We start from the raw sequence: 22,253 nt of genomic DNA, 5'->3' as shown, positions 1-22,253 counted from the left end.
TCAGATTTCCTTGAATACAATACAGCAGTTGGTGCCGCCAAAGCCGAAGGCGTTGGACAAAAAGGTTGTGTACCGGTGGCGCCGGGCGGCATTGGGGACCAGATCCACATCGGCAAAGGCGGGGTCAGGGATGTGGTTGACCGTCGGCAGAACGATTCCCTGCTGCATGCCTTCGATGGCCAGGGCCGCCTCGATGGCCGCCGCCGCTCCCAGGGTGTGGCCGATTTGCGATTTGTTGGACGAGACCGGAATGGCGCCCAAAGGCGACCCGAAGACCTCTCGCAGGCTTTCGATTTCCACGGCATCGCCTTTCTGGGTGGAGGTGCCGTGGGCATTCACGTAGCCGATGTCCGTCGGCTCGATCTGGGCGTCTTCGATGGCCTGGACGATGGCCCGGACAATGGTTTGCTGGTTGGGCAGGGTGAAGTGATGGGCGTCGGAGGTCCAGCCCACCCCCAGCACCTCGGCCCGCGGCGTCAGACCCAGTGCTGCGACGGCCTCTTCGGCGGCCAGCACCAGGATGCCGCCGCCTTCGCCCAGCACAATGCCCCGCCGGTCCACCGAAAAGGGACGCGAAGCCTGGCTGGGATCGTTGAAGGCCCGGTCATTGGGACCGACTTTGATAGTGGCCCACATGTTGGCAAACCCCTGGACGATCTCCGGCGTCAGGCAGGTTTCCACGCCCCCGGCCAGGACGAAGTCGCATTCCCCGTCGCGGATCATGCGGGCGCCGATGCCAATGGCGTGGTTGCCCGAAGCGCAGGCCCCCTGGGGAGAGAAGATCGGCCCGGTAAACCCCAGCAGCATGCCGGCCTTGCCCGACGGCAGGTTGGCGCACAGATTGGGCAGCAGGTAGGGGCTGACCTTGGTGGGACCCTGGGTCAGGTAGTTGTCCATGGCGATGCGGTAGGCGTCGGTGCCGTTCAGGGCCGAGCCTACCAGGCAGGCGGTCCGCGGCCCGGTGCGCTCGTCGATGGTCAGGCCGGCATGGTCCAGGGCCCGTTTGCACACCACCATGGTCAGCAGGACATAGTCCGCGTTCCAGTTGCGGCAGTCCCTTTTGTCGATGAAGGGCAGGTCCTCGGGGTGCCAGTCGGGAATTTCGCCGACGACATTGCTGCGCGAAGTGGTTTCACAGCGGGTGATTTTGCGGAAGCCGGCTTCGCCGCGCACGGCCCGCTGCCAGGTGGCCTCGAAGGTGCTGCCCAGGCAGGTGGCGGCGTCGTAGCCGACGACGAAAACGCGGCGATTTTGGGGTGGTTTCATATTGTTTGGTATCTTGCCAATATCGGCATAGTTTGCATGTATTATGAATATGATAACTATCTAAGAGTGTTAAGTTTTACGTGTTAAGGGAAGGAATGTTGTCGATTTTAAATAGATGGCCTCGAAAAAAGTACCGAACCCGTCATGCCGGACTTGATCCGGTATCCAGAAATCATTGAAAAGACTGGATTCCGGCCTGCGCCGGAATGACGAAAATATGACATCCTCGATTTTTTGCAATTTCATCAAAAATAGATAGAAACCATTAACTTAAAACTTAATCACTTAGAACTTAACACTTGAAAATAGCCAAATTCCGGAGAACGGATATCTCTTCCAAGCTTGTTTGTATCACAATCGTTTAAAAACCACACACGCATTACACCCGCCAAAACCGAACGCATTTTTCAGCACATATTCCTGAGCGACCGTCTGCTTCGTGGCGACCACACCTTCCAGATCCAGATCCGGATCGGGGTTGTAGTTGATCGTGGGGGGCAGCATGCCGGCCTGCATGCCCCTGACCGCCAGGATCGATTCGATGGCGCTGGCGGCGCCCATGGCATGTCCGAGCATGGACTTGTTGGCCGTGACCGGCGGCATCTGTTGCCCGAAAACCTCTTTCAGGGCTTGGGCCTCCACTTCATCGCCCACCCGGGTGGAAGCGGCGTGGACATTGACGGCATCGATCCGGTCCGGGGAAATACCGGCATGGGCAATGCTTTCGGAAATGCAGCGGCGAACCGTTTCCAGGTTGGGCGCCACGTGGTGAAAGGCGTCCGAGGTCATAGCCCAGCCGGCGATTTCGGCGGCAATGGCCAAGCCGTGGGCCCGGGCAAAGGATTTTCTGGCGATGACGATGCAGCCGGAGCCTTCGGAGACCACGAATCCTCGACGGTTGCGGGAAAAGGGCCGGCTGGCCTCTTGGGGTGGCTGCTCGGCTTCGCCCTCCTTGGGCACAAAGGCTCCGCCCATAGTGCCGAACCCGGCCACGATGGGCTCGGTCAGCGGGAAGTCCACGGCACCGCAGATGGCCGCATCCGCGCGGTTTTCGTTGATCAGCATGGCGCCCACGATCATGGAGGTCACGCCGGTGGCGCAGGCGGTGATCGTGGCCGTAATAGGGCCCGTGGCCCCGGTGTGCATGGAGACCCTGCCGCCGATCATGTTGATGCAGGCATTGGGATTGACGAACGGCGGTGGGAGCTTGCCGCGGCCCATCAGGTTGCGATCCGCCGCCAGCACGACGTCCAGGCCGCCGATGGCGCTGCTGAAAGTCACGGCCACCCGCGCGGCGATATCCGGCGTAATCTCTATCCCGCTTTTCCGCATGGCCCGGGTGACAGTGAGCAGGGCGTACCGGAAGATGGGGGACGGCCAGCGGGCCTTTTCGCGGGGTTTCAGAAAATCGTAGGGCAGATCGTCGATGGACGGCGCCTGGCCGGCGATGCGCACGGGAAAGTCATCGGTCATGTCGAAGCGGGTCAACGGCCCGATACCGCTGGTCCCGGCCAGGGCGTTTTGCCATTGCTCTTCGAGATCGATCCCCAGAGGGGAGACCGCGTCATAGCTGAGAATGACGATGGGGTCGTCGGGCATTGAATAACTATCCGTTATCGCTATTCATCTAACTGCCGTTGGAAGGTCCCTTTACGGAACCGCCTCTAGAAATTACCAGGGAATGAACTGATACAGCTTGGCAAACATCTCGTAAATCTCGATCCAGTTCTGAAGGTCCCGGGTGCTTTTCATGTGGGCGCGTTTGTTGACCATCACCCAGCTCATGTGGGCCGCTCCGTCCTTGCAGGTGCTGCAGTCGCGGGTTTCCGAGGTGCAGCAGCGGTGCATGGTTTTCAGGTCCGACGCCCAGCGGATGAAACGGGTCAGCCGGCGCGGCGCGGGATCGCGTTTGTCCAGCGGCTCGGTCACCGAAGGACATTCCATCCAGCCAAAGGGCCGGCCCATCATTTTCCCGGTGGTGATGATTTCGTGGTAATATTTGGAGGAAATCACCGTTTCCGGATATCGGTCCAGGACCTCGTCCATCTCCTGACGAATCTGTTCCAACTCTTCGGGTTGCCAACTGAACCCGTCCACGCCTTCGTCATTGGACAAAAGCTGCATGTGTACCTTGAGGCCAGCATCTCTTATTTTACGGATGATCCGTTCGGTCTTTCCCAGTTGTTTGGGAGTGATGGTATACAGATAGTAGGTGTAAGGGTCGCCTTCATAATTTTTGGACGAGATGGAAAAGGCATCCTTGCCCCGCAGCAGCTTTTCGTCCTCTTCGTCGCCCCAGAGGCTGATGCCCACCATCATGTCGGGAAAGCGGTCCCGGGGCACCTTGATGATGCCGTTGGTCGCACAAAAGGTCGGCAGGCGCTTGTAAAAGGCTTCCACCCGGTCGAGGCACAGCGTCGGTTCACCGCCGATGAGAATGGCCAGATTCACCCCGCGCTCCATCTCCTTGTCGATAAACGCTTCCCACCTGGAGATGTCCATTTCCTCTTCAGCGGCCTTGTGTTCGCCGGAAGAGAAGAAGAAACAGCCCTTGCAGCGCAGGTTGCAGCGATTGGTCACGTCGTAGATGGAGCTGCGGATATTGAGCTTGGAGATTTTTTTATAGCGGGCGTACCAGTGGTCGTCCAGCAGAGAGCTGACGGTTTTCATTATTTTTTATCCTTGGCGGTTTCGTAAGAAGCCCGATATCGGCGTTACGCGAATCCTTCGTCACTGCGACGGTTTCCTGATACGCCTCGCTCCTCGGGATTCGCAAGCCTTGATCTCGGGCTTCTTACGAAACCTTCCCTCAAGTTTTAGCTTGCTAATTGGCGGTCAGTTCCTCTCCCGGCGGCGATATCCACCGGTCGCACAGATTCTTTCCCTTTTCGTAGCCCTGGACCCAGACCGCCAGATAGGTGTCCACAAAATCCAGCCAGGAGCGAAAGGTGTCCGGATCTAACGCATGGCGGAACAGACGGGCGGTAACCACTGCACTGGCCGCGGCGTAGTGCCGGCAGTCCGCGCAGTCCGTATCCGGTACACAGCAGGCGGCGGCCCGGTCCCAGGTCAAATCCGTGCGGTACTGACGAAAGGAGCGGCCTAATCCGACGTCGGTGCTGGGATTCTGCCGGGGATAGGGGCAGCGGAAAAGGTCGTGCAGCCCTTTTTCGTGGGTGTGGGCCATGGCGCTGTACCGGGAGAACAAAACGGTCTGCGGATAGCGCTGCAACAGGTCGACCATGGTCCGACGGGTCTCGGCCAGGCTGATCGGTGTGTGGCGCAGATCGCCCTGGTACCCTACCGGTGCGCTGAACATGTTGAAGGTCACCCGGGCGCCGTGATCGGCCAGCGTCCGGACCACCGTTTCGGCTTGGTCGATGTTGTGCCGCGTGAAGGTGTAGACGAAGACCGCCCGGGGATCGCCGGCGTAGTTTCCCAGTTGGCGAACCAGCATCCGTTCGGCATGGCGGGTTTTGCGGCTGCTTTCGTCGTCGCCCCATACGGAGATGTGCAGGCGGTACCCCACGGAGTCCGGGATGCGCTCCAGCCCGTTGGTGGCGATGCAGCCCAACTGGATCTCATCGAAGCACGCCTGACACAGGTCCGGCACCAGGGAGGGCTCGGCGCCAGCCAGCACCACGAAGGTAATGCCCCGCGCCTTCTCGGCTTGCATCAGCTCGCGCCAATCCTCGGCACGGGTATTGTCCCGGGTGTGCTGCTTGTCACCTTCGTAATAGTAGCAGCCGTTGCAGCGGATGTTGCAGCGCCGGGTCATATCGTAGGTGGATTCGCGCAGGAAAAAGTATTGGCGCACCTTTTCCCAGCGCGCCTTGACTTCGGCGTCGGCGATCAGATCCGAAAATTTCCAGGTCGGTGTAGAATCCATGAAACAATCAGGCTGCCAGTTTTTTCTCGATATATTCCCCGATCAGACGCACCGTGGTCAGTTTGGGGTAGTCGTCCTCATCGATGCGCACCGCATATTCGTCCCGAAGCACCAGGGCCACGGTGGCCAGGTCCATGCTGTCGATGCCCACTTCATCCACCAGGTCGATGTCCGGGTCGAAGGTTTCCGGGGTGACATCCTCCAGCTTGAGTTCGTCGATCATGATTTCCGCGATACGCAGGATGATATCATCCGTTTTAACTGCCATTTTCGTCGATCTCCTTTGACCCTGTCCGCAGCGCATCCTCCGAACGCCGGAAAGGGATTTCTAATTTTCGGTAGTGCTGAACGTCCCATCAGGGGCGTTTTTTCCGTCTCTTCCGTCCGCCAGCAGAAGCTGGCCGGTGCAAATCGATCCCTCGTCCCCGGTGATGCGAAACCGATGGCTGCCGGCGGCTTCATCGCGCTGCACGGTCAGGGTCAGTTGCTGTTCGGGCCGGATCATCTGCCTGAACCGCACCCGGCTTACCCGTGCCACAGGCAGTTGTTGGTCGAATGCCCGGCAGAGCAGGTCGTGGACCATGCCCAACTGCGCGATTCCGGGAAGCACCGGTTCTCCGGGGAAGTGGCCGTCGAACCAGGGCGAATCGGCCGGCACTCGAATTCGGGCACGGATTTCGCCTTCTTCCCAACGGGAATCGACCGGATCGTCAAACCCCATTTCATACCACAGTGTCATCGCTTTTTCTAACCTTTTAAAGGCGGCCATTGGCTCGACCCCGAATCGCCTAACGATCAGCGGATCAGATACTCCCACAAGGGGCCGGAGAACCCCTTGGCATACATGCGCCGGACAATATCGGCCGTGTCGTCTCCACCCGCGCCGACCACCCAGTTGAGGCGCCCTTTGGCTTTCTCGACCACCTGCTGTTCTATGTCGTCGGCATCCAGCGAAAGGTTTCGGTAAAAAACGGGTTCCAGCAGGTCCCTGCCGGTTTCAAGTTGTCCATCTTCCAGGCATTGCCGGTACAGTTGGGTATGGGGATAGACCCGCATGCCGCAGAAAAAGAACAGTACCGTTCTCTTAAGCCTTTCGATATTGTCCAGGGTGGCTTCCAGCGTCTGCCGGGTTTCCCCGGGACCGCCCAGCAGAAAGTAGTGCGCCACGTGGCAGCCGGCATCCAGACCCGCCTGGTGGGCGTCCAGAACCTGTTCTACGGTAAACGGTTTTTTGTAGGACCGGATCACCTCGCTGCAAAGGGTATCGGTACCGAATTCCACGTGCTTGAGTCCCGCTGCCGCCAGGGTATCGAAGTAGCCGTCCGGCAGGGGCAGGGGGGTAAAAAAGGCCCCCCAGGGAATGGTCAATCCTTCTTTTTTAAAGGCCCGGGCCACCGCCAGGGAGTGTTCCACATCGGCGTTGAAGGACGAATCGGTGATGTACAGGTAGCGGGCGCCGGCGGCCTCCAGTTCCACGGCGGTGCGGGCCGCATCTTCGGGCGCTACCCGACGCAGCTTGCGGCCTTCGATCAGCGGATAGGTGCAATAGATGCATCGAAAGGGGCAGCCCCGCTTGGTCTGCAGATTCAGCATGGCGCCGTGTTCCAGGTACCAGGGCAGATGGTCCGAAACTTGCCGGGGCCGCGGCTTGCGGTCGCCGGGCCAGGGCGGCGGAACATTGGCTTCCGGGCTTTGGGGCAGGATCACGCCGGGAACCGCTGCGGGATTTTGCCCGGCCTCCAAGGCGTCGATCAGCAGATTCAGGCGCTCACCTTCGCCCACGATGCCGTATTCGGCGCCCAGTTCGGCCAGCACGCGTCGGGGGAACAGGGTGAAACCGCTGCCTCCCAACACCACCGGCGCTGTGGATGTTTGCCGGACGGTGTCCATCAACGCTCGATAGCCCCCTATAAATCCACGTGGATCCGTGGTGTCTGTGTTATCGATGTTGCGAAGGGAAATCCCGATAAGGTGAGGCGCAAATTCCCGGATGGCGTCAGGCAGCGCCTGGTCGTGGTTCAGGCTGTTGAGGTCCGCGATGCGCACCTGGTGGCGCCCATCGATGGACCCCGCCACGTGATCCAATCCCAACGGGTAGACCGGGTAGGGTGCTTTGAGCGTGTTTGCGGAAACCAGCAAAATCTTCATGGGCGATTTTCTGGATACAAGATAGCGACAGCTAATTCGGGGTCTCGGCGGTTGGATTTTCGATGAAAGCGGCCAGCGCCCGTACCGAAGCGAACACCCGGGCGCCCAGTTCACGGTTGTCGATGGTCAGTCCGTAATCCTTTTCCACCATCATGACCATTTCCAGTACATCAATGGAGTCGATGCCCAATCGCCCCCCCACCAGTTGTTCGTCCGGGTCGATTTCCTCCGGTGCGATATCCTGCAGATTCAGGGCCTGAACAATTTTTTGCCGCAGTTCGTTGATCCGTTCTTGCATCTCTCTCATTTCCTTTACAGGCGTAGGCAAGTCGTGTAATATCCGTTTTCCGAAAACCGTCATACTATAAACGATCCAAACCCTTTTCAAGCCTTTTCGCCCATCATGACACCTGCCGGACCGGATTTTGCCAACCTGACCATCGAAACCCTGCTGCCCCACCGGGGTCGAATGCTGCTGGTGGACGAGATCCTGGAGGTGGACGACCGGCAGGCAACGGCGCTTTCCGTGGTCAGGGAAGACTGGCCGCTTTTCAAAGACGGATTTTGCAATCCGCTGATCTTGATTGAGCTGGTGGCCCAGACCTCTGGCATCCACAACGGGTTGACGCGACTGAAAGAGAGAGGCGCCGGCGAAGATAACGGCGGCTGGCTGGTGGGGGTGAAACAGGCGGTTTTCCATACGGCGGCCATTGCTCTGGGTAAACGCATCACGACGACGGCGAAAAATGCCTTTGTTTTCGATGACCTGCGGGAAATTGCCGGCTCGGCGACCATCGACGGCGCCATTGCAGCGGAAGTCACTTTACAGGTAATGGAAGCCAAGTAATCCCATAGTTGATGAGGCAGGCTTATGAAGACGGACGAAAAACGACCGGTGGCATTGGTAACCGGAGGGTCCAAGGGCATTGGTCGGGCTATCTGTGTGGAACTGGGCCGTAGCGGTTACGAGGTGGCCGTTAATTTCAATACCGACGAAAAGGGGGCCTTGGAAACCCTGGCCCTGATCGAGAGCGAGGGCGGCAGCGGCCGCATTCTGGGTTTTGACGTGCGCGACGGTCAGGCCGTTTTGGAGGCCATCGAATCGCTGCTCGAGGATGTCGACAGCTTGGATGTCCTGGTGAACAATGCAGGCGTTACGGCCGACGGGCTGTTTCTGATGATGTCCCGGGAAAACTGGAGCAAGGTGGTCGATACTACCTTGGACGGTTTTTTCAACGTGACCCGGCCGGTAATCGAGAAGATGGTTCGCCAGCGCAAAGGCTGCGTAGTGTCCATTGCCTCGGTGTCGGGCCTGATCGCCAACCGGGGCCAGGCCAATTACAGCGCCGCCAAGGCAGGACTTATTGGCGCCAGTCGCAGCCTGGCCGCCGAAGTCGCCCGGCTGGGCATACGTGTGAACGTGGTGGCGCCGGGACTGATCGATACCGACATGACTCGGGATCTGCCGCTGGCCAACATCAAGTCGATAATCCCCTTGGCCCGGGTGGGGGCTCCCGAAGAGGTGGCCCGGGTGGTGCGCTTCCTCTGTTCGGACGATGCGTCTTATGTTTGCGGGCAGGTTATTGAGGTAAACGGAGGCATGCACTGACGTGTCTATTCAGAACGGGCATCTTATGGCCCAGGTCGGCGTTCTCACTCCGTTGAAATCCTCAACGTAGCGCGCCGCTACGCCTGCGGTTTCAACGTCGCTGCGGCCTTGACCTGAACCATAAGCTACCCATTCTGAACAGACACGAAGATGTCGATACAGAGGGTGACTTTTTTTTGAAGGATAGGGTACCGCAACCAACGTGAAGGCTACATTTAGGTAATGCCGGCGTTCTCACTCCACCGCCATCCTCGACGCAGCGCTGCTACGCCTGTGGTGTCGGTGTCGCTGCGGCCTTGGCCTGAACCCCAAGCTACCCCATCTGAACAGAAAAAGCCCCAATTCGCGTTCTAAGTAAAATTTTATAACTGGTTGGATGCTATTGCTGCTTTTTGCCGAGCATTGATCTCGAACAGAATTTGCTGTTTCCGAACAAATCCATTCAGGAGGTTGGAGCGGCTTCCGGCCGCGGTACGATGGATAAAATCGCAACTAAAAACAAATACGTCATCAGGCGGCTTTTATTGCTTCTTCTGATCCTGTCCGCCGGGCTTTGCCTGGGCTGGGCGGACAGTTGGGAAGGCATCCGGGCTGCGGCTGAAGACGTGAACTCCATCAGCGCCGATTTCGTTCAGGAAAAGCATCTGCCGATTCTGGCCAAGCCACTGGTGTCCAACGGCCGGTTCGTCTACCGGCGCCCCGATTCATTGCGCTGGGAGTATTTTTCACCGGTCAAAAGCGTTCTTCTCATGGTCGACGGAAAGGCCCGGCGTTTCGTCGAGTCCGAACAGGGGCTGGTGGAAGATGCTGGCGCCCGCATGCAGGCCATGCAGTTCGTGATGCCGGAGATCGGCGGATGGCTCAGCGGCCGTTTCGAGGACAATCCGATGTTCGATGCCCGCCTGGAAGAAAATGGCCGTATTGTGCTGATCCCCAAGGACGAGGGCATGGCGCGCTTCATCCAGCGAATCGAACTGCTCCTTTCCGAGCAGCCGGGAGTGATCGAGCAGGTGCTGATTTTCGAAGGCGAAAAGGCATACACCCGCATGCAGTTCACCGACATTCAGGTCAATCCGGTTATCGAGGATCGCCTGTTCAGGGAAGTGCAGTGAGGACGATCCTGGCTTTGATCGCCGCGCTGCTGCTGGCGGCCTGTGCCTCCATGCAGGCCATGCAGCCCCTGGATGCGGACCGGGAGACCGTTTGTGCAGGGAACTGCCGCTCTCATTTCCCCGAGGGCGGCTGGCAAATGGTGCACACCATCAGCGCCAACATCCAGGGCGGCCGCCAGGCGACTTTCACCGGTGTTGTCATTCTCTCCCCCGAGGACGATTCCATTCGATGTGCGGTGATGACCCTTGAAGGATTCGTGCTTTTCGAAGCCGTGGATTACGGCCGGGTAACCGTGAAACGCGCCTTCGGCCCTTTTGACGATGAGAATTTCGCTAAGGGAGTCATGGACGACATTCGCTTTTTGTTTGTCGAACCCGAGGGAGAGACAACCTGCGGCATTTTCGAGGATGGAAGCCGCGGCTGCCGGTATCGTGCGGAACGCAATCGGACGGTGGACTTGATGGAAGGGCCCGACGGCGGTTGGCGGATGCGCCAATACGATTCGCGGGGCTATCCGATGCGCACCATGACCGCCGATGCGCCGAATGCCGACGGATTTTCACGGAAAATCGTACTCCAGGCACTTGGCAGCCATGGATATCGGCTGACGATGACACTCGTGGAGGCGGTTTCGATACAAGAGCCGCCTGGATAGAGAAACAGCGCTTGCATAAATATACGCACATATTTTTTGAGGTTTACGTTCCATGAAATTAAAACTGATCTATCCCCGCTGGCCCAAGCTCATGCGCCAGACTGAGTTTCACCTGCCCCCCCACGGCCCGGTGGTCTTTGCCGCCGCCCTGCCCGATGACGTGGATGTCGAATTTATCGACGAGAATCTGGAGACCATCGATTTCGATGACGAGGCGGATGTTGTGGGTATTTCCATGATGCTCACCGTCCAGGTGAAACGGGGTTGGGAGATTGGCGACCGCTACCGGGCCAAAGGGGTGCCGGTGATCTTCGGCGGCATCGCTACCATGCTGCACGCCGAACAGACCCGGGACCATGCCGACGCGGTTTTTCTTGGTGAGGCCGAGGGGCGCATGGAGAAGGTGTTTGCCGATCTGAAGGCCGGCTGTCTGAAACCGGTCTATGACTACCTCGGCGACCCGCCGCCGGTGGAAATGGTCGGCCCGGCCCGCAGGGATATTCTCAAAAGAGAGTTGTACAACTACCGGGGCATCCAGATGGTCGATCTGGTGCATGCCTCGCGGGGGTGCCGCTACAACTGCTATCCGTGCTGCGTGGCCTATCTTGGAGGGCGGAAATTCCGACCCCGTCCGGTGGACAAGGCCGTTGCTGAGATGGCGGCCATTGACAACAATCGGCTTTTCATCGTGGACAACTCGCTGGCCCAGGACACCCAGTGGGAGAAGGACCTGTTTCGCGAGATGATTCCGCTGAAGAAGAAATGGTGCTGCCATCCCATCGAAGACAAACCCGAGGTGCTGGACCTGGCGGCCCAGGCCGGTGCCTGGTACGTTTACCAGGCGGTTTTCGACACCTCGGATTACATCCGGGAGCGGATCAAACGCTACCATGATTACGGCATCGGCGTGGAGGGCACCATCCTGCTGGGACTGGACACCCACACCGAAGACAGTATTCTGCGGCTGATCGATTTTCTCCTGGAGATCGACCTGGATCTGGCCGAATTCACGGTGCTGACCCCCTTTCCCCATACCAAGGCCTGGACCGATCTCAAACGTCAGGACCGGATTCTCTCCTATGATTGGGATGAATACACGGCCGACAAGGTGGTGTTTCAGCCCAAAAACATGAGCGTCGACCGCCTCCAGGAGCTGTTGACCCATGCCTGGGACAGCTTCTACCGGACCGAATCCCAGAACATGAAAATGTCCAACCTGTTCCAGCAGGTGATGCGCAAGGAGAAGGCCGACGGCACCTTCCGCCCCCGCAACCGGGAAATGGCCGGGCAGGCGTTCGGAAGGGCTGTATAGTTTCGTTTGTAAATGATTGACATTTGGCGGTCAAAACGGTCTATTCTTATGCTGTAGATTGCGTTGATTTTCGGTTGCCACAATCAGACGGGAGATGCGATGAGCCTCAAAGAGCACGAGTACATCCGGCAGACGTTGGAGCGTTATACCAATTGCCCGTTGGACAAGTTTTGCAGCCACGTGTTGATTACCAATTTCCGGCAGTATATCAAGGCCTTTTCCGAACGGGCCGGATGCGAGATTCTGGAGGGCAACTTCCGCATCGCCAACGCGCCCGATCTGGACTGCACCATGATCGATTTCGGTATCGGCTCACCCCAGGCGGCCCTGGTGATCAATGGTCTGGCCTACCTGGACAATCTCAAGTCGGTGATCATGCTGGGGATGTGCGGCGGCATCGACGATATCCTGGAGGTGGGGGATTTTGTGGTGCCCACGGCGGCCATCCGGGGGGAGGGCACCAGCCGCCACTACCTGCCCGTCGAATTTCCCGCTCTGCCGGCCATGTCGGTGAACCTGCTTTGTCTTGGCGCCGTCAAGGCCCGCAAAATCACCCCGCGCTGCGGCATCGTGTACACCACCGACCGGCGCCTCTGGGAGTTTGACGAAGATTTCGTGGAGTGCTTGCGCAACCAGCGCATCCTGGCCATCGAGATGGAGTTGGCCACGCTTTTTTCCGTGGCCTACCGATATGAGGTACCCATCGGATCGATCATGCTGGTGTCCGACATGCCGTTGCAGCGGCGGGGAATCAAGGACAAAAAACTGCATGATGAAATTTATAAGCTTCACATGGAAATCCACCTGGACATTGCCATGGATGCCATCGCCAACCTCAAGAACCGTTGGCCGGAGATCGAACGGCAACTGCACAGCGAATGGTAGGCGACCGGTAGAACACTCACGCCGACCCCTTAATTGCCAGGGGGCATTGCCATCGGGCTTGGCGTTGTTATTTTACCCGGGTATCAAGTGAGACAAAAGCGGACCACACGAAAAAACGAGGAGAGACCGATGACGGAAAACAGTACCCTGGATATCCTGAAAAGTGCGATCCTGCTGGAAAAGCGGGGCAAGGCCTTTTACCGTACAGTTGCCGATCAATCCACCAATACCGACGTAAAGGAATTTTTCGAGACAATGGCTGCCGAGGAAGTCCAGCACGTCAAAATCCTTTCCGACCAGTACAAGGCGTTCAAGGAGAGCGGATCTTTCAAGGCGCCGGACACCTCGGCAACGGGCGCCGTTTCCCAGAAGGTATTGACGCCGGAGGTCAAGGATCGCATCGCCGCAGCGGATTTCGAGGCCGCGGCTATTTCGGCGGCCATGCTCATGGAAGAGCGGGCGATCGCGCTATATTCCCGGCGCAGCGATGAGGCCCAGGATCCGGAAGAGAAAAAACTCTACCGCTGGCTGGCGGATTGGGAGAAAGAGCACCTGGATTTTCTCGCCGCCATCGATGCGGAGCTGAAAGAACGTATCTGGAACGACAGCGGATTCTGGCCGTTCTAACGTTGCTCTTGCAGTCACCCCCGCAACCGGAAACGTTTGCCGGGGGTGACCGCACGCCTGCCAATTTCCTCCCAATACACTACTACCGGCTCCCCGCCTCCGAACGTTGAAAAGCTATCTCACGTCGTTATCTTTTTAATATTGATCGGATTACAGGCCTTACATCGAGGACCTGATAATGGTTTGCAAAATAAAAATTGGATTTTAACCAGCCACCCACAACTGGGCTGTATGCATAAAGGAGGAAGAAACCATGACAGAAAATCAAACATCGACGCAGTGGTTCGAAACGGGCGTGCAGGAATTCGTTGGCGGCCGCTACGAGAAAAGCATCGAACTGTTCACCCGCTGTCTTGACAGTGATGACAAAAACGCCCTGGCGCTTGTCAGCCGAGGGGCGGCTTACCTTAAATTGGACATGCTCGACCAGGCCTGGAACGATTTTGACCGGGCTGTTGCCATCGATCCCGGGTACGCCCGCGCCTATCACATGCGGGGACTGGTCAGCGAGAAGCGCCGGGACGACCGGACCGCTCTGGCCGACTTCGACCGGGCTATCGAACAGGACCCTGAATACGGGGCCGCATACTATAGCCGGGCGACGCTTCACGCTAAAATGGACAATACCGAAAAGGCCCAGGACGATATTGAAATGGTCGCCCACCTGGGAAGCCGCAACATGGAGACCTACATGGGCGAAAACAACATCTGGCATACCCAGCACATGCGGGTAGAGGATGCCATGGAGACTGAACTTCAACGGTAACCGATATTGACAGTCTCGTAAAAAATTCCAGGCTCGTCATGCCGGGCTTGATCCGGCATACAGAAGGCATTGAAATGACTGGATAGCACTAAAGCGTCACTACGTGCGCCGGCATCCGCCGGAATGACGCCGATTTGGAATTTACTAATTTTTGAGAAACCATCAATATTAACCATTGTTTGCGAAAAGCCTTCAAGATTATATCTTGAAGGCTTTTTACGTTACGTGTTTGCTTTTGGTACACTCAATCTAACTGCAATTAGGCTAAACATTCGATGAGGTATTGTAATCTGTACAGGCACTGAAATCGATTTCGGATTTACGGGATTGCGGCGATCTGCCGTTACGTCAATCTGGCTTTTAGTTTGAGATATTTGGATTAAGGCCGGCCGTCAGGCGCGGTATTTGAGTGATAGTGTGAAAATCCTTGCCAGGGCACATTTTCTCTGGGTTAGACAAAGTAGTGCCGCATTTAACCTTTCACCGCAAATATACGCCATTTACCGGGAACCCCTTTCAACTCATAAGCACCGCGATCAACAAACCCTATGCCAGATCCGGCAACCAAGTCTTTAACGGTGCTGGAAACGATAACCTCACCTGCCGTGGCGTGGCTCATTACACGTGCCCCAATATGCACGGCAATTCCGGTGACCTTCTCATCCATCACTTCACACTCGCCCGTATGCAGTCCCACGCGAACGGTTAGCCCCAACTGCGTGACTGTTTTCTGGATGGCCTTCGCGCAGCGAATGGCACGTGCAGGGCCGTCAAACGTTACAAAAAACCCATCTCCTGCGGTGTCGATTTCTCGCCCACGAAACCGGCTCAGCTCTCTCCGAATAAGACTATGATGACGTGCGAGGAGGTCGCGCCATTGTTTATCTCCCAACTCGGCTGCGCGTTTTGTCGCATCGACAATATCCGTAAACAACACCGTTGCGAGCACCCGGTCTGCTTCGGGCTCATGGCGTACTCCTGTTAAAAATTCCTCGACCTCACCTATCAGGGTATCCCTGTCGCCAAACCAGGGGATGTGGTCTTCTCCTGGCAGTTCGGCAAACCTCGCATTTGGCATCCGCTCGACCATGTAACGAGCCTGCTCGATGCTGATGTTCCTATCCCGGGTGCGATGGGCGATTAGCGTCGGTACGCGGACTGTTGGCAGTACGCTCCGGACATCAATTTCACGATTCATCTGCATCACGGCTTTGACAGCTCCCGGGCTCGCGGCTGCCCGCATGTACTCAGCGACCTTTAAGCAAGCAAGCTCGTCGTTTGCAACACTCGGTGCCCAAACGTTTAGATCGATGCCACGCGGCGTCCCCCAGTAGCTGTCGACATTGGTGAAGAACATAGCCCAATCCTCGTCCTTCCAGCCAAATGGGTGATCATCTGCCCAAGCTCGTTTGGCATAGGTGCCGTACATGACAAGCGCCTTGGTCCGTTCGGGATAAGTTGCAGCGAAGAGGATCGACATTGGCCCTCCTTCGGAAATCCCGAAAATTGCTGCACGTTCAGATCCTACCGCGTCCATGACCGCACGAACATCGTCCATCCTCTGTTCAAGCGTAAAGAGCTGCGAGCTACGGTCCGAGAGTCCCGTGCCCCGCTTGTCGAAAAGGATTAATCGGGAAAATGACGCAAGTCTGCTGAAAAACTTCTCGCTGTTTGGGGCCTGCCAGTTGGCCTCCACATGGGAAACGAATCCGGGCACGAACACCAGATCAATTGGGCCTTCACCCGTCACTTGGTAGGCAATGTGGACGTCACCGCTCTTGGCATAGCGTGTTATTGGTTGCGTTGTGCTCATTATTTCCCAACGATTCTATCGCTGAACAATGATTGACTATGCAGATTCATCTAAACTGGATTATTTAGAGATTACATTGAGTTGGCCAGCCCTGTCAAATGTTGGGATAGACGGGATTATGTAATCTCACTTTAACTTCAGTGCGGATACAGACCAGTAAATGGATGTCTCGGATTCCGCTGTGCTCCCATTTCTTTTAATGCCCTTAACTTATTTGTAAATCTGCTCATACCAACTGAGTTGCATTCGGGATATCTAAAATGCTTACGGTGCGTTTTTAGTCGTCGGTAAAGAAAAAGGAAGCGGCGGCCATTGACCCGTCTGGCATTATTAAAGCAGAGATTCCACTGGCAGCAAGCGAATCAATCCCACGCCCAATTTTTTCCAGAAGGTTGCATATGGTTCGCTATTGTATACAATTTCGTCATCACCCCTTTTTATATGCCAGCGAATCGATTCGGCACCGCTGCTGCTTTTTTGGAGTTCAAGGCGGAAGGCCACCTTCTCGATGTTGCGGTCAAAGGCATCGGCGCTTTGGCCGGCGATTTCCGGATTGAAAAACAGGACGCCGATCTCATTGTTAATGTTAAGGGATCGCTGGTCCAGGTTCATGGATCCCACGAACATGGTCTTGCGGTCGATCACCATGGTTTTGGCGTGCAGGCTCGATTTGCTCAGCCCCGGCAGCCAGAAGAACTTCTTTTTTACCTCCTTCTTGATCGCTTCGTCCAGTTCATACAGCGTCACCCCGGACCTGATCAGCTTTTTTCGATACCGGGCGTAGCCGGCGTGCACGGCGGACACATCATTGGAGGCCAGGGAGTTGGTCAGAATGCGCACCTTCACCCCTTTCCGGCTGAGGTCGCACAACGCTTTTGCGCCCTTTTTCCCGGGAACGAAATAGGGGGAAACGATGAGCAGTTCATCGGCGGCCTTCTCCATGGCGGGCCACAATTGTGAAATGAGCAGCTCCGATTGCCAGTCTTCTCCACGCTCCTTTTTCTCAGGCGAATCGTGGATCACCTTGGCCTCGGCCCATCTGAATTGAGCGCTCCCGGTACGCAGGGATCGGGCCAGGGGCGAGTCTTTCAGGGCTCCGATATAGGTGGCCGCGGTTTCACTTTTCGAAAATGCGGCCATGCGTGCCCTCAGAGCGTTCAACTGTTCGGAGGTGGCGGGCCCGGTCAGAGCCGAAACCGGATAGGCCCACTTGCTGTTCCAATACGCGTCGAAGGCTTCGGATACGTCGGGTACTGCCGGGCCGACGGTCAAAAGGTCGAGATCGGCAAAGGCCAAATCGGGATTGGCATCGAAGTACTCGTCACCGATGTTGCGACCGCCCACGATGGTGGCCTGGTTGTCCACTGTAAACGACTTGCTGTGCATGCGATAGTTGACGTCCTTGAAACGCGTGATCCACTGCAGATTCTTCGATGCGTCTCGAACGAAGGGATTGAACAGACGCACTTCCATTTTCGGGTGAGCGTCCAGCGCCGTCCAGATATCGTCGGCATCGCTGGCATAGATGTCGTCGATGAGCATGCGCACCCGTACCCCCCGGTCGGCGGCATTGATCAATCTGTCGATGAGCAGTTGGCCCACCGTATCCTGGTGAAACATATAGTACTGCACGTCGATACTGCGTTCGGCCAGGTTGGCTAAAACGATACGGCCGACAAATGCATCCAGGCCGCCTCCCAACAGAACCACACCCGACTGGTTCGGGTGAGTGGCGAGATCAGCGGCTAAGGTTTTGCCGAGGCGGGTTTCATTCCCATCTTCGATGGCGTATGACGATGGGCGTTCGATATCCTTGGGAAGGTTTGCGCAGCCGGCAACCAACAATAAGCAGCAGACCAACCAGGAGATGGCCGACAACTTATTGGAGAACAAACGCACGTGTGCCCTCCTCGGGCAATGATGCCGGAAATGCATGTTTCGAAGGGTCTGTTTAGACATCACGGTGCCTGGCGGAACCGCATGGTGCCGCTGTCCATCGGCAGTTCCAGGTACAGTTCGCCATTTTCCACAAAAAACGAGCTGACTCGCTGCAGATCGCGCATAAACGGCGCATCCTGGGTGTCTGGCGGGCAGGCCATGCGGGTCGACATCAGCGGCCCGAAAGAAAGCCGGCCCTCGGACAGGGTATATCTACCCCCACCTTTGTTGCAGTCAAAACGCGCCCGGATGTTCCCGTCTTCCTGCAAGAGGATGGTGTAGCGCTCCGGAGCCGCCGCCGTGATTTTCTCGACCGGTGTGACCGTCGAGACCCACTGCCACGTTTTGCCGATTACCATCTGTGGATCTTTGCTGCGTGCAGGCTGCTCGCCAGACATGCCGGCTGCGCAGCCCAGAAAGACAAAGCCGACCAATAGGGATATCGTCATGGATTTCATTGCCGACTCCTTTCTTATTTTTTCCGCCGTGCCAAGAAGGTCTTTTTCATGGCATCCTGGAAAAACGCCATCAATACGGCGGTGGACACCCCGATCATCAGCACACCGTTGATGGCTTCCAGGGGGCCCAACAGCCGATGTTTTTCCGACATGATAATGTCACCGTAGCCAAGGGTGGTGAAATTGACCGCCGAGTGATAAACGGCGTCTCCGAACATGGAAAACTCTCCGAGAAAAAGATTCAGCAAGGCCCAGATTGCCACTTGGGCAATGTTGCCGATAACCAGAATCAGCATCACGCCGTTGATCACCCGCATGGTCGGCCAGAAGGATGACTGTCTGACTGAGGGGCGACGGTGGGCGTAATAGCGAAACGCCGCTATGACCAGCAAGGACTGCAACAGCAGACAGGCGCCCATGGCAGGCAGTCCGTAGAGCAGATTGATCAGCATGGGAACCCTTTCTGTTTACCGCCATGCGCCGGGTGTGCATGCATTACAAAACATCAATCGCGGCCTGGGCGTAGAGCGTGACTGCGACAAACAAGTTCATGCGTATGGAAAACGCAGGATAGATATCCTTGCCATTGGATCAAACAAAAGTTCGAAATCGGTGAAGACGACGGAGCTATTGATCGGCGCTTTCTCGATCCTTTAGCTGGTGGCACTGTACATTAAAATTAATGCAGCCAAAAGGACCAAGTTTAAATAACGTTTGACAAAGGTGAAAAGGGAGCTACTATGTTTGATATTTCGTTAATTGGCGAATTAAAGGATATAACATGCTTTCATTCATGAATATCACCAAGGCCGTTTCCGACGAAAACAGAATCAGAATCTTAATGGCGCTGCACGCCCACGATGAATTGTGCGTCTGCAACATCAACGAACTGCTTGAACTGGCGCCCTCGACGGTTTCCAAGCATCTGTTTTTGCTAAAAAATGCCCGTCTGGTTAAAGTGCGTAAAGATGGACGCTGGATGCACTACCGGTTGAATCGCGGGCTGGAGGCATCAAAAATCGTAACGCAAGCGCTGGATTGGATCGTTCAGTCCGTTTCGGATGAGCCCGTCATCAAGGCGGATCGGGAAAAACTGGCGCGCATTCTGTCGGTATCGTTGGAGACGGCTTGTTGCCAGTGATTCCTGAAAGCCAAATTCTCTCAGGAGCAAATAGAGGAATGTAACCATGGGCGATTCACAAACCAGAAAACTCTCTTTCCTCGACCGGTTTCTGACCCTCTGGATTTTTCTGGCGATGTTTGCCGGTGTCATCGGAGGATATCTTTTCCCCGGTGTTCGGGACGTGATCGACTACTTTCAGGTGGGAACCACAAATATCCCCATTGCCGTCGGGCTGATCCTGATGATGTACCCGCCGCTGGCCAAGGTAAAATACGAACAACTGCCGCAGGTTTTCCGCAACGTCAAGGTGCTGCTCCTTTCCCTGATCCAGAACTGGATCATCGGTCCGGTGTTGATGTTCCTGTTGGCCATCGCCTTTCTCTCCGGGCACCATGAGTACATGGTCGGCCTGATCCTGATCGGGCTGGCCCGCTGCATTGCCATGGTAATCGTCTGGAATGACCTGGCCGCCGGAGACCGTGAGTACTGCGCCGGGCTGGTGGCATTCAATTCGATTTTTCAGGTGCTTTTCTTTTCGATATACGCCTATGTGTTTATCACGGTTCTGCCGCAATGGTTTGGCATGCAGGGAATGGCGGTCGATATTTCCATCGGCCAGATTGCCGAGAGCGTTTTTATTTACCTGGGCATCCCTTTTATCGGCGGGATGGCTTCCCGCTTCATCGGTTTGAAACTCAAAGGCGCCCGGTGGTACGAGCAAACGTTTATTCCCAAAATCAGCCCGATTACCCTGATTGCGCTGCTCTTTACAATTTTCGTGATGTTTTCCCTCAAAGGGGAACACATCGTACAGCTTCCTCTGGATGTCTTCCGCATTGCCATTCCCCTTTGCATCTATTTCGTAGTGATGTTTTTCGTTTCTTTTTACCTGTCCATGAAGGTGGGGGCCACCTACGAACAGTCCACCACGTTGAGTTTCACGGCGGCCTCCAATAATTTCGAGCTGGCCATCGCCGTGGCCGTGGCCGTTTTCGGCATCGATTCCGGTCAGGCCTTTGCCGCGGTAATCGGTCCCCTGGTCGAGGTGCCGGTGCTGATCGGATTAGTGAATGTGGCGTTCTGGTTCAAACGGAAGTATTTTCCCCATGCGGTCAACACGGTGACCGGCGTTTGCCATGTTCGCCGTCGGCCAGCCGGATTGGAAGAGTGCTCCTGATTTTGCTCCATTTTGCGTACCCAAACGAAGGGACAGAGAAGAATGCAGCCCTATACAGTGTTTCCCGACAAGCCGATCATGGATAACGGACCCATGGCCCGCACTTTTCTAAGCATGGACATTGACGATTTCCATCATGCCTGCCGCTACGTGCATGAATTGCCTTACGGCTATAACTCCGACCGGGAAGATCCAATGATCCTGTTCAAGGAGAAGATGGGCAGTTGCACCACCAAGCATGCGGTCATTGCCACGCTGGCCACCGAGTTGGAGATTGCCATCGACAAACACATCGGCATCTATGCCATGATTGAAGCACTCGTGACCGGGACAAAGCCCATCCTGGACCGGTACAATCTTCCGTACCTGCCCATGGTGCACTGTTTCCTCGTTTTCGAAGACCAACGGGTGGACCTTTCCGAGGGCAACCAGAATGGGAAAAACGGTCCGATCGACGACTTTCTCTATACGGAAAAAGTGACGGCCAACATATCCGGCAAGGACGAGTACCTGCTATACCGAAAAGCGCTCAACGCGCATATCCTGCCGCGTCTCGAGTTTGACGGCATAGCCATCAAGACCATTCTCAAGGCTCGGGAGGAAGGGATAACCCTTTTGAGAGCGAATATCCAAAAATAGGTGGGATCAGCCATGAAAAATGAAAATGCCGAGAAAAATGAAAATGCGGATATGCTGCGTCAAATGGTAAGAGGTCGATATGCCCATGCAGCGACGGGAACAGGCTGTGGGTGTACACCCCACAATGCCGGAGGATGTTGCGGGTCGAATTCCGACAGCATCGAGCAGGTGAACCGGATCATGGGCTATTCCGACAAGGAACTGGGCAGCGTTATCGAAGGCGCCAATCTCGGTTTGGGCTGCGGAAACCCGACCGCCATCGGTGAACTCCAGCTCGGTGATGTCGTTCTGGACCTGGGCAGTGGGGCTGGGTTCGATTGCTTTCTTGCTGCGCAGAAGGTTGGCGAAAAGGGCCGGGTGATTGGCGTGGACATGACACCTGAGATGTTATCGAAAGCCAGAAAGAACGCGGTGAAGATGGGCGTCGCCAATGTCGAATTTCGATTGGGGGAGATCGAGCACTTGCCTGTTGCCGACAACAGCGTGGATATCATAATTTCCAACTGCGTGGTCAACCTTTCGCCCGAAAAGCAGCAGGTTTTCAAGGATGCTTGCCGCGTGTTGAAACCAGGGGGCCGTTTATTTGTTTCCGATGTGGTCGCGACAGCAGAAATGCCGGATTCCATGCGCGAACAGGCGGCACTGATAACCGGGTGCATTGCCGGAGCAGAACGCACGGATAGGCTCCGATGCTTTTTGGAAGAAGCAGGATTCGAGAATGTCAAAATCGAACTCAAGGCTCACAGCAAGGCGTTGGTAAGTGGTTGGTTTCCTGGAAGCGGGGTCGAAAAATATGTTTCGTCCGCCGATATCCGTGCCGTGAAGCCAATATAGA

General features: G+C 56.3%; 25 protein-coding genes. 13 read left to right on the top strand and 12 right to left on the bottom strand.

The features are described 5' to 3' along the window. The 8 genes from GN111_RS13740 to GN111_RS13705 all read right to left on the bottom strand — a co-directional run bounded on the left by GN111_RS13740 (position 1) and on the right by GN111_RS13705 (position 7,601). The gene (locus GN111_RS13740) at positions 1-1,266 is read right to left on the bottom strand and encodes a beta-ketoacyl-[acyl-carrier-protein] synthase family protein (RefSeq protein WP_155304296.1); all 1,266 of its coding nucleotides are present in this window, start codon (positions 1,264-1,266) and stop codon (positions 1-3) included. A 351-nt stretch (positions 1,267-1,617) separates the two neighbouring features. Continuing rightward, on the bottom strand, positions 1,618-2,865 hold the full coding sequence (locus GN111_RS13735) for a beta-ketoacyl-[acyl-carrier-protein] synthase family protein (protein WP_155304295.1): 1,248 nt from the start codon (positions 2,863-2,865) through the stop codon (positions 1,618-1,620). A 72-nt stretch (positions 2,866-2,937) separates the two neighbouring features. Further along, positions 2,938-3,936 (bottom strand): radical SAM protein, encoded by a 999-nt coding sequence (locus GN111_RS13730; protein ID WP_155304294.1) that lies wholly within the window; start codon positions 3,934-3,936, stop codon positions 2,938-2,940. A 154-nt stretch (positions 3,937-4,090) separates the two neighbouring features. Beyond that, positions 4,091-5,155, bottom strand: coding sequence for a radical SAM protein (locus GN111_RS13725; protein WP_155304293.1), 1,065 nt, complete (start codon positions 5,153-5,155; stop codon positions 4,091-4,093). A gap of 7 nt (positions 5,156-5,162) precedes the next feature. Beyond that, the gene (locus GN111_RS13720; RefSeq protein WP_155304292.1) at positions 5,163-5,423 is read right to left on the bottom strand and encodes an acyl carrier protein; all 261 of its coding nucleotides are present in this window, start codon (positions 5,421-5,423) and stop codon (positions 5,163-5,165) included. Between the two features lie 60 nt (positions 5,424-5,483). Then, complete coding sequence (locus tag GN111_RS13715) at positions 5,484-5,894, bottom strand: 3-hydroxyacyl-ACP dehydratase FabZ family protein (RefSeq protein WP_170302276.1); 411 nt, start codon at positions 5,892-5,894, stop codon at positions 5,484-5,486. Between the two features lie 56 nt (positions 5,895-5,950). Further along, positions 5,951-7,303: a lipid biosynthesis B12-binding/radical SAM protein gene (locus tag GN111_RS13710; protein ID WP_155304290.1), complete on the bottom strand. Its 1,353-nt coding sequence runs from the start codon at positions 7,301-7,303 to the stop codon at positions 5,951-5,953. Positions 7,304-7,334: 31 nt separating this feature from the next. Then, positions 7,335-7,601: a phosphopantetheine-binding protein gene (locus tag GN111_RS13705; protein ID WP_155304289.1), complete on the bottom strand. Its 267-nt coding sequence runs from the start codon at positions 7,599-7,601 to the stop codon at positions 7,335-7,337. A 105-nt stretch (positions 7,602-7,706) separates the two neighbouring features. On the opposite strand from GN111_RS13705, the gene GN111_RS13700 reads away from it, so the two are divergent. From GN111_RS13700 to GN111_RS13665, 8 genes are all read left to right on the top strand, one after another. Then, a complete protein-coding gene (locus GN111_RS13700; RefSeq protein WP_155304288.1) occupies positions 7,707-8,150 on the top strand; it encodes a hotdog family protein in 444 nt (147 codons plus the stop codon). A gap of 24 nt (positions 8,151-8,174) precedes the next feature. Then, entirely contained in the window at positions 8,175-8,912 is a 738-nt protein-coding gene (gene fabG, locus GN111_RS13695; RefSeq protein WP_155304287.1) for a 3-oxoacyl-ACP reductase FabG, read from the top strand. 524 nt (positions 8,913-9,436) lie between these two features. Continuing rightward, positions 9,437-10,024 (top strand): outer membrane lipoprotein carrier protein LolA, encoded by a 588-nt coding sequence (locus tag GN111_RS13690; protein ID WP_170302275.1) that lies wholly within the window; start codon positions 9,437-9,439, stop codon positions 10,022-10,024. Then, entirely contained in the window at positions 10,021-10,680 is a 660-nt protein-coding gene (locus tag GN111_RS13685; RefSeq protein ID WP_155304285.1) for a hypothetical protein, read from the top strand. Before GN111_RS13690 ends, GN111_RS13685 begins: the two co-directional genes overlap by 4 nt. Positions 10,681-10,732: 52 nt before the next feature. Then, entirely contained in the window at positions 10,733-11,992 is a 1,260-nt protein-coding gene (locus GN111_RS13680; RefSeq protein ID WP_155304284.1) for a B12-binding domain-containing radical SAM protein, read from the top strand. A 99-nt stretch (positions 11,993-12,091) separates the two neighbouring features. Next, positions 12,092-12,877 carry an AMP nucleosidase gene (locus tag GN111_RS13675; protein ID WP_155304283.1) on the top strand — a complete coding sequence of 262 codons (786 nt, stop codon included), beginning with the start codon at positions 12,092-12,094 and terminating at the stop codon, positions 12,875-12,877. A gap of 129 nt (positions 12,878-13,006) precedes the next feature. Then, a complete protein-coding gene (locus GN111_RS13670) occupies positions 13,007-13,504 on the top strand; it encodes a ferritin-like domain-containing protein (protein WP_155304282.1) in 498 nt (165 codons plus the stop codon). Positions 13,505-13,757: 253 nt separating this feature from the next. Beyond that, on the top strand, positions 13,758-14,270 hold the full coding sequence (locus GN111_RS13665; protein WP_155304281.1) for a tetratricopeptide repeat protein: 513 nt from the start codon (positions 13,758-13,760) through the stop codon (positions 14,268-14,270). A 472-nt stretch (positions 14,271-14,742) separates the two neighbouring features. Here GN111_RS13665 and GN111_RS13655 read toward each other — a convergent pair whose 3' ends face one another. The 4 genes from GN111_RS13655 to GN111_RS13640 all read right to left on the bottom strand — a co-directional run bounded on the left by GN111_RS13655 (position 14,743) and on the right by GN111_RS13640 (position 18,931). Continuing rightward, positions 14,743-16,083 carry an adenylate/guanylate cyclase domain-containing protein gene (locus GN111_RS13655; protein ID WP_155304279.1) on the bottom strand — a complete coding sequence of 447 codons (1,341 nt, stop codon included), beginning with the start codon at positions 16,081-16,083 and terminating at the stop codon, positions 14,743-14,745. A 330-nt stretch (positions 16,084-16,413) separates the two neighbouring features. After that, the gene (locus GN111_RS13650; protein ID WP_170302274.1) at positions 16,414-17,982 is read right to left on the bottom strand and encodes a phospholipase D family protein; all 1,569 of its coding nucleotides are present in this window, start codon (positions 17,980-17,982) and stop codon (positions 16,414-16,416) included. Between the two features lie 59 nt (positions 17,983-18,041). After that, the gene (locus tag GN111_RS13645) at positions 18,042-18,479 is read right to left on the bottom strand and encodes an META domain-containing protein (protein WP_155304277.1); all 438 of its coding nucleotides are present in this window, start codon (positions 18,477-18,479) and stop codon (positions 18,042-18,044) included. A 14-nt stretch (positions 18,480-18,493) separates the two neighbouring features. Beyond that, positions 18,494-18,931: a potassium channel family protein gene (locus tag GN111_RS13640; RefSeq protein ID WP_155304276.1), complete on the bottom strand. Its 438-nt coding sequence runs from the start codon at positions 18,929-18,931 to the stop codon at positions 18,494-18,496. Between GN111_RS13640 and GN111_RS13635 the strand changes: the two genes are divergently transcribed. From GN111_RS13635 to GN111_RS13615, 5 genes are all read left to right on the top strand, one after another. Next, the gene (locus tag GN111_RS13635) at positions 18,930-19,136 is read left to right on the top strand and encodes a hypothetical protein (protein ID WP_155304275.1); all 207 of its coding nucleotides are present in this window, start codon (positions 18,930-18,932) and stop codon (positions 19,134-19,136) included. The two genes, GN111_RS13640 and GN111_RS13635, sit on opposite strands and share 2 nt — an antisense overlap. 124 nt (positions 19,137-19,260) lie before the next feature. Beyond that, positions 19,261-19,620, top strand: a complete 360-nt coding sequence (locus tag GN111_RS13630) for an ArsR/SmtB family transcription factor (protein WP_155304274.1) — start codon at positions 19,261-19,263, stop codon at positions 19,618-19,620. Between the two features lie 46 nt (positions 19,621-19,666). Then, a complete protein-coding gene (gene arsB, locus GN111_RS13625) occupies positions 19,667-20,779 on the top strand; it encodes an ACR3 family arsenite efflux transporter (protein WP_155304273.1) in 1,113 nt (370 codons plus the stop codon). A 42-nt stretch (positions 20,780-20,821) separates the two neighbouring features. Beyond that, on the top strand, positions 20,822-21,418 hold the full coding sequence (locus tag GN111_RS13620; RefSeq protein WP_155304272.1) for a hypothetical protein: 597 nt from the start codon (positions 20,822-20,824) through the stop codon (positions 21,416-21,418). Positions 21,419-21,430: 12 nt separating this feature from the next. Further along, entirely contained in the window at positions 21,431-22,252 is an 822-nt protein-coding gene (locus tag GN111_RS13615) for an arsenite methyltransferase (RefSeq protein ID WP_155304271.1), read from the top strand. Position 22,253 lies beyond the last annotated feature (1 nt).

This window comes from Desulfosarcina widdelii (genome assembly GCF_009688965.1).
GTDB classification, from domain to species: domain Bacteria; phylum Desulfobacterota; class Desulfobacteria; order Desulfobacterales; family Desulfosarcinaceae; genus Desulfosarcina; species Desulfosarcina widdelii.
This window is presented reverse-complemented; position numbering and strand designations above follow the sequence as displayed.

Excerpts from the sequence above, each read along its gene's own strand:
- GN111_RS13740 (WP_155304296.1), bottom strand. The coding sequence starts at position 1,266 with ATGAAACCACCCCAAAATCGCCGCGTTTTCGTCGTCGGCTACGACGCC.
- GN111_RS13735 (WP_155304295.1), bottom strand. The coding sequence starts at position 2,865 with ATGCCCGACGACCCCATCGTCATTCTCAGCTATGACGCGGTCTCCCCT.
- GN111_RS13730 (WP_155304294.1), bottom strand. The coding sequence starts at position 3,936 with ATGAAAACCGTCAGCTCTCTGCTGGACGACCACTGGTACGCCCGCTAT.
- GN111_RS13725 (WP_155304293.1), bottom strand. The coding sequence starts at position 5,155 with ATGGATTCTACACCGACCTGGAAATTTTCGGATCTGATCGCCGACGCC.
- GN111_RS13720 (WP_155304292.1), bottom strand. The coding sequence starts at position 5,423 with ATGGCAGTTAAAACGGATGATATCATCCTGCGTATCGCGGAAATCATG.
- GN111_RS13715 (WP_170302276.1), bottom strand. The coding sequence starts at position 5,894 with ATGACACTGTGGTATGAAATGGGGTTTGACGATCCGGTCGATTCCCGT.
- GN111_RS13710 (WP_155304290.1), bottom strand. The coding sequence starts at position 7,303 with ATGAAGATTTTGCTGGTTTCCGCAAACACGCTCAAAGCACCCTACCCG.
- GN111_RS13705 (WP_155304289.1), bottom strand. The coding sequence starts at position 7,601 with ATGCAAGAACGGATCAACGAACTGCGGCAAAAAATTGTTCAGGCCCTG.
- GN111_RS13700 (WP_155304288.1), top strand. The coding sequence starts at position 7,707 with ATGACACCTGCCGGACCGGATTTTGCCAACCTGACCATCGAAACCCTG.
- fabG (WP_155304287.1), top strand. The coding sequence starts at position 8,175 with ATGAAGACGGACGAAAAACGACCGGTGGCATTGGTAACCGGAGGGTCC.
- GN111_RS13680 (WP_155304284.1), top strand. The coding sequence starts at position 10,733 with ATGAAATTAAAACTGATCTATCCCCGCTGGCCCAAGCTCATGCGCCAG.
- GN111_RS13675 (WP_155304283.1), top strand. The coding sequence starts at position 12,092 with ATGAGCCTCAAAGAGCACGAGTACATCCGGCAGACGTTGGAGCGTTAT.
- GN111_RS13670 (WP_155304282.1), top strand. The coding sequence starts at position 13,007 with ATGACGGAAAACAGTACCCTGGATATCCTGAAAAGTGCGATCCTGCTG.
- GN111_RS13665 (WP_155304281.1), top strand. The coding sequence starts at position 13,758 with ATGACAGAAAATCAAACATCGACGCAGTGGTTCGAAACGGGCGTGCAG.
- GN111_RS13655 (WP_155304279.1), bottom strand. The coding sequence starts at position 16,083 with ATGAGCACAACGCAACCAATAACACGCTATGCCAAGAGCGGTGACGTC.
- GN111_RS13645 (WP_155304277.1), bottom strand. The coding sequence starts at position 18,479 with ATGAAATCCATGACGATATCCCTATTGGTCGGCTTTGTCTTTCTGGGC.
- GN111_RS13635 (WP_155304275.1), top strand. The coding sequence starts at position 18,930 with ATGGGAACCCTTTCTGTTTACCGCCATGCGCCGGGTGTGCATGCATTA.
- GN111_RS13640 (WP_155304276.1), bottom strand. The coding sequence starts at position 18,931 with ATGCTGATCAATCTGCTCTACGGACTGCCTGCCATGGGCGCCTGTCTG.
- GN111_RS13630 (WP_155304274.1), top strand. The coding sequence starts at position 19,261 with ATGCTTTCATTCATGAATATCACCAAGGCCGTTTCCGACGAAAACAGA.
- arsB (WP_155304273.1), top strand. The coding sequence starts at position 19,667 with ATGGGCGATTCACAAACCAGAAAACTCTCTTTCCTCGACCGGTTTCTG.
- GN111_RS13620 (WP_155304272.1), top strand. The coding sequence starts at position 20,822 with ATGCAGCCCTATACAGTGTTTCCCGACAAGCCGATCATGGATAACGGA.
- GN111_RS13615 (WP_155304271.1), top strand. The coding sequence starts at position 21,431 with ATGAAAAATGAAAATGCCGAGAAAAATGAAAATGCGGATATGCTGCGT.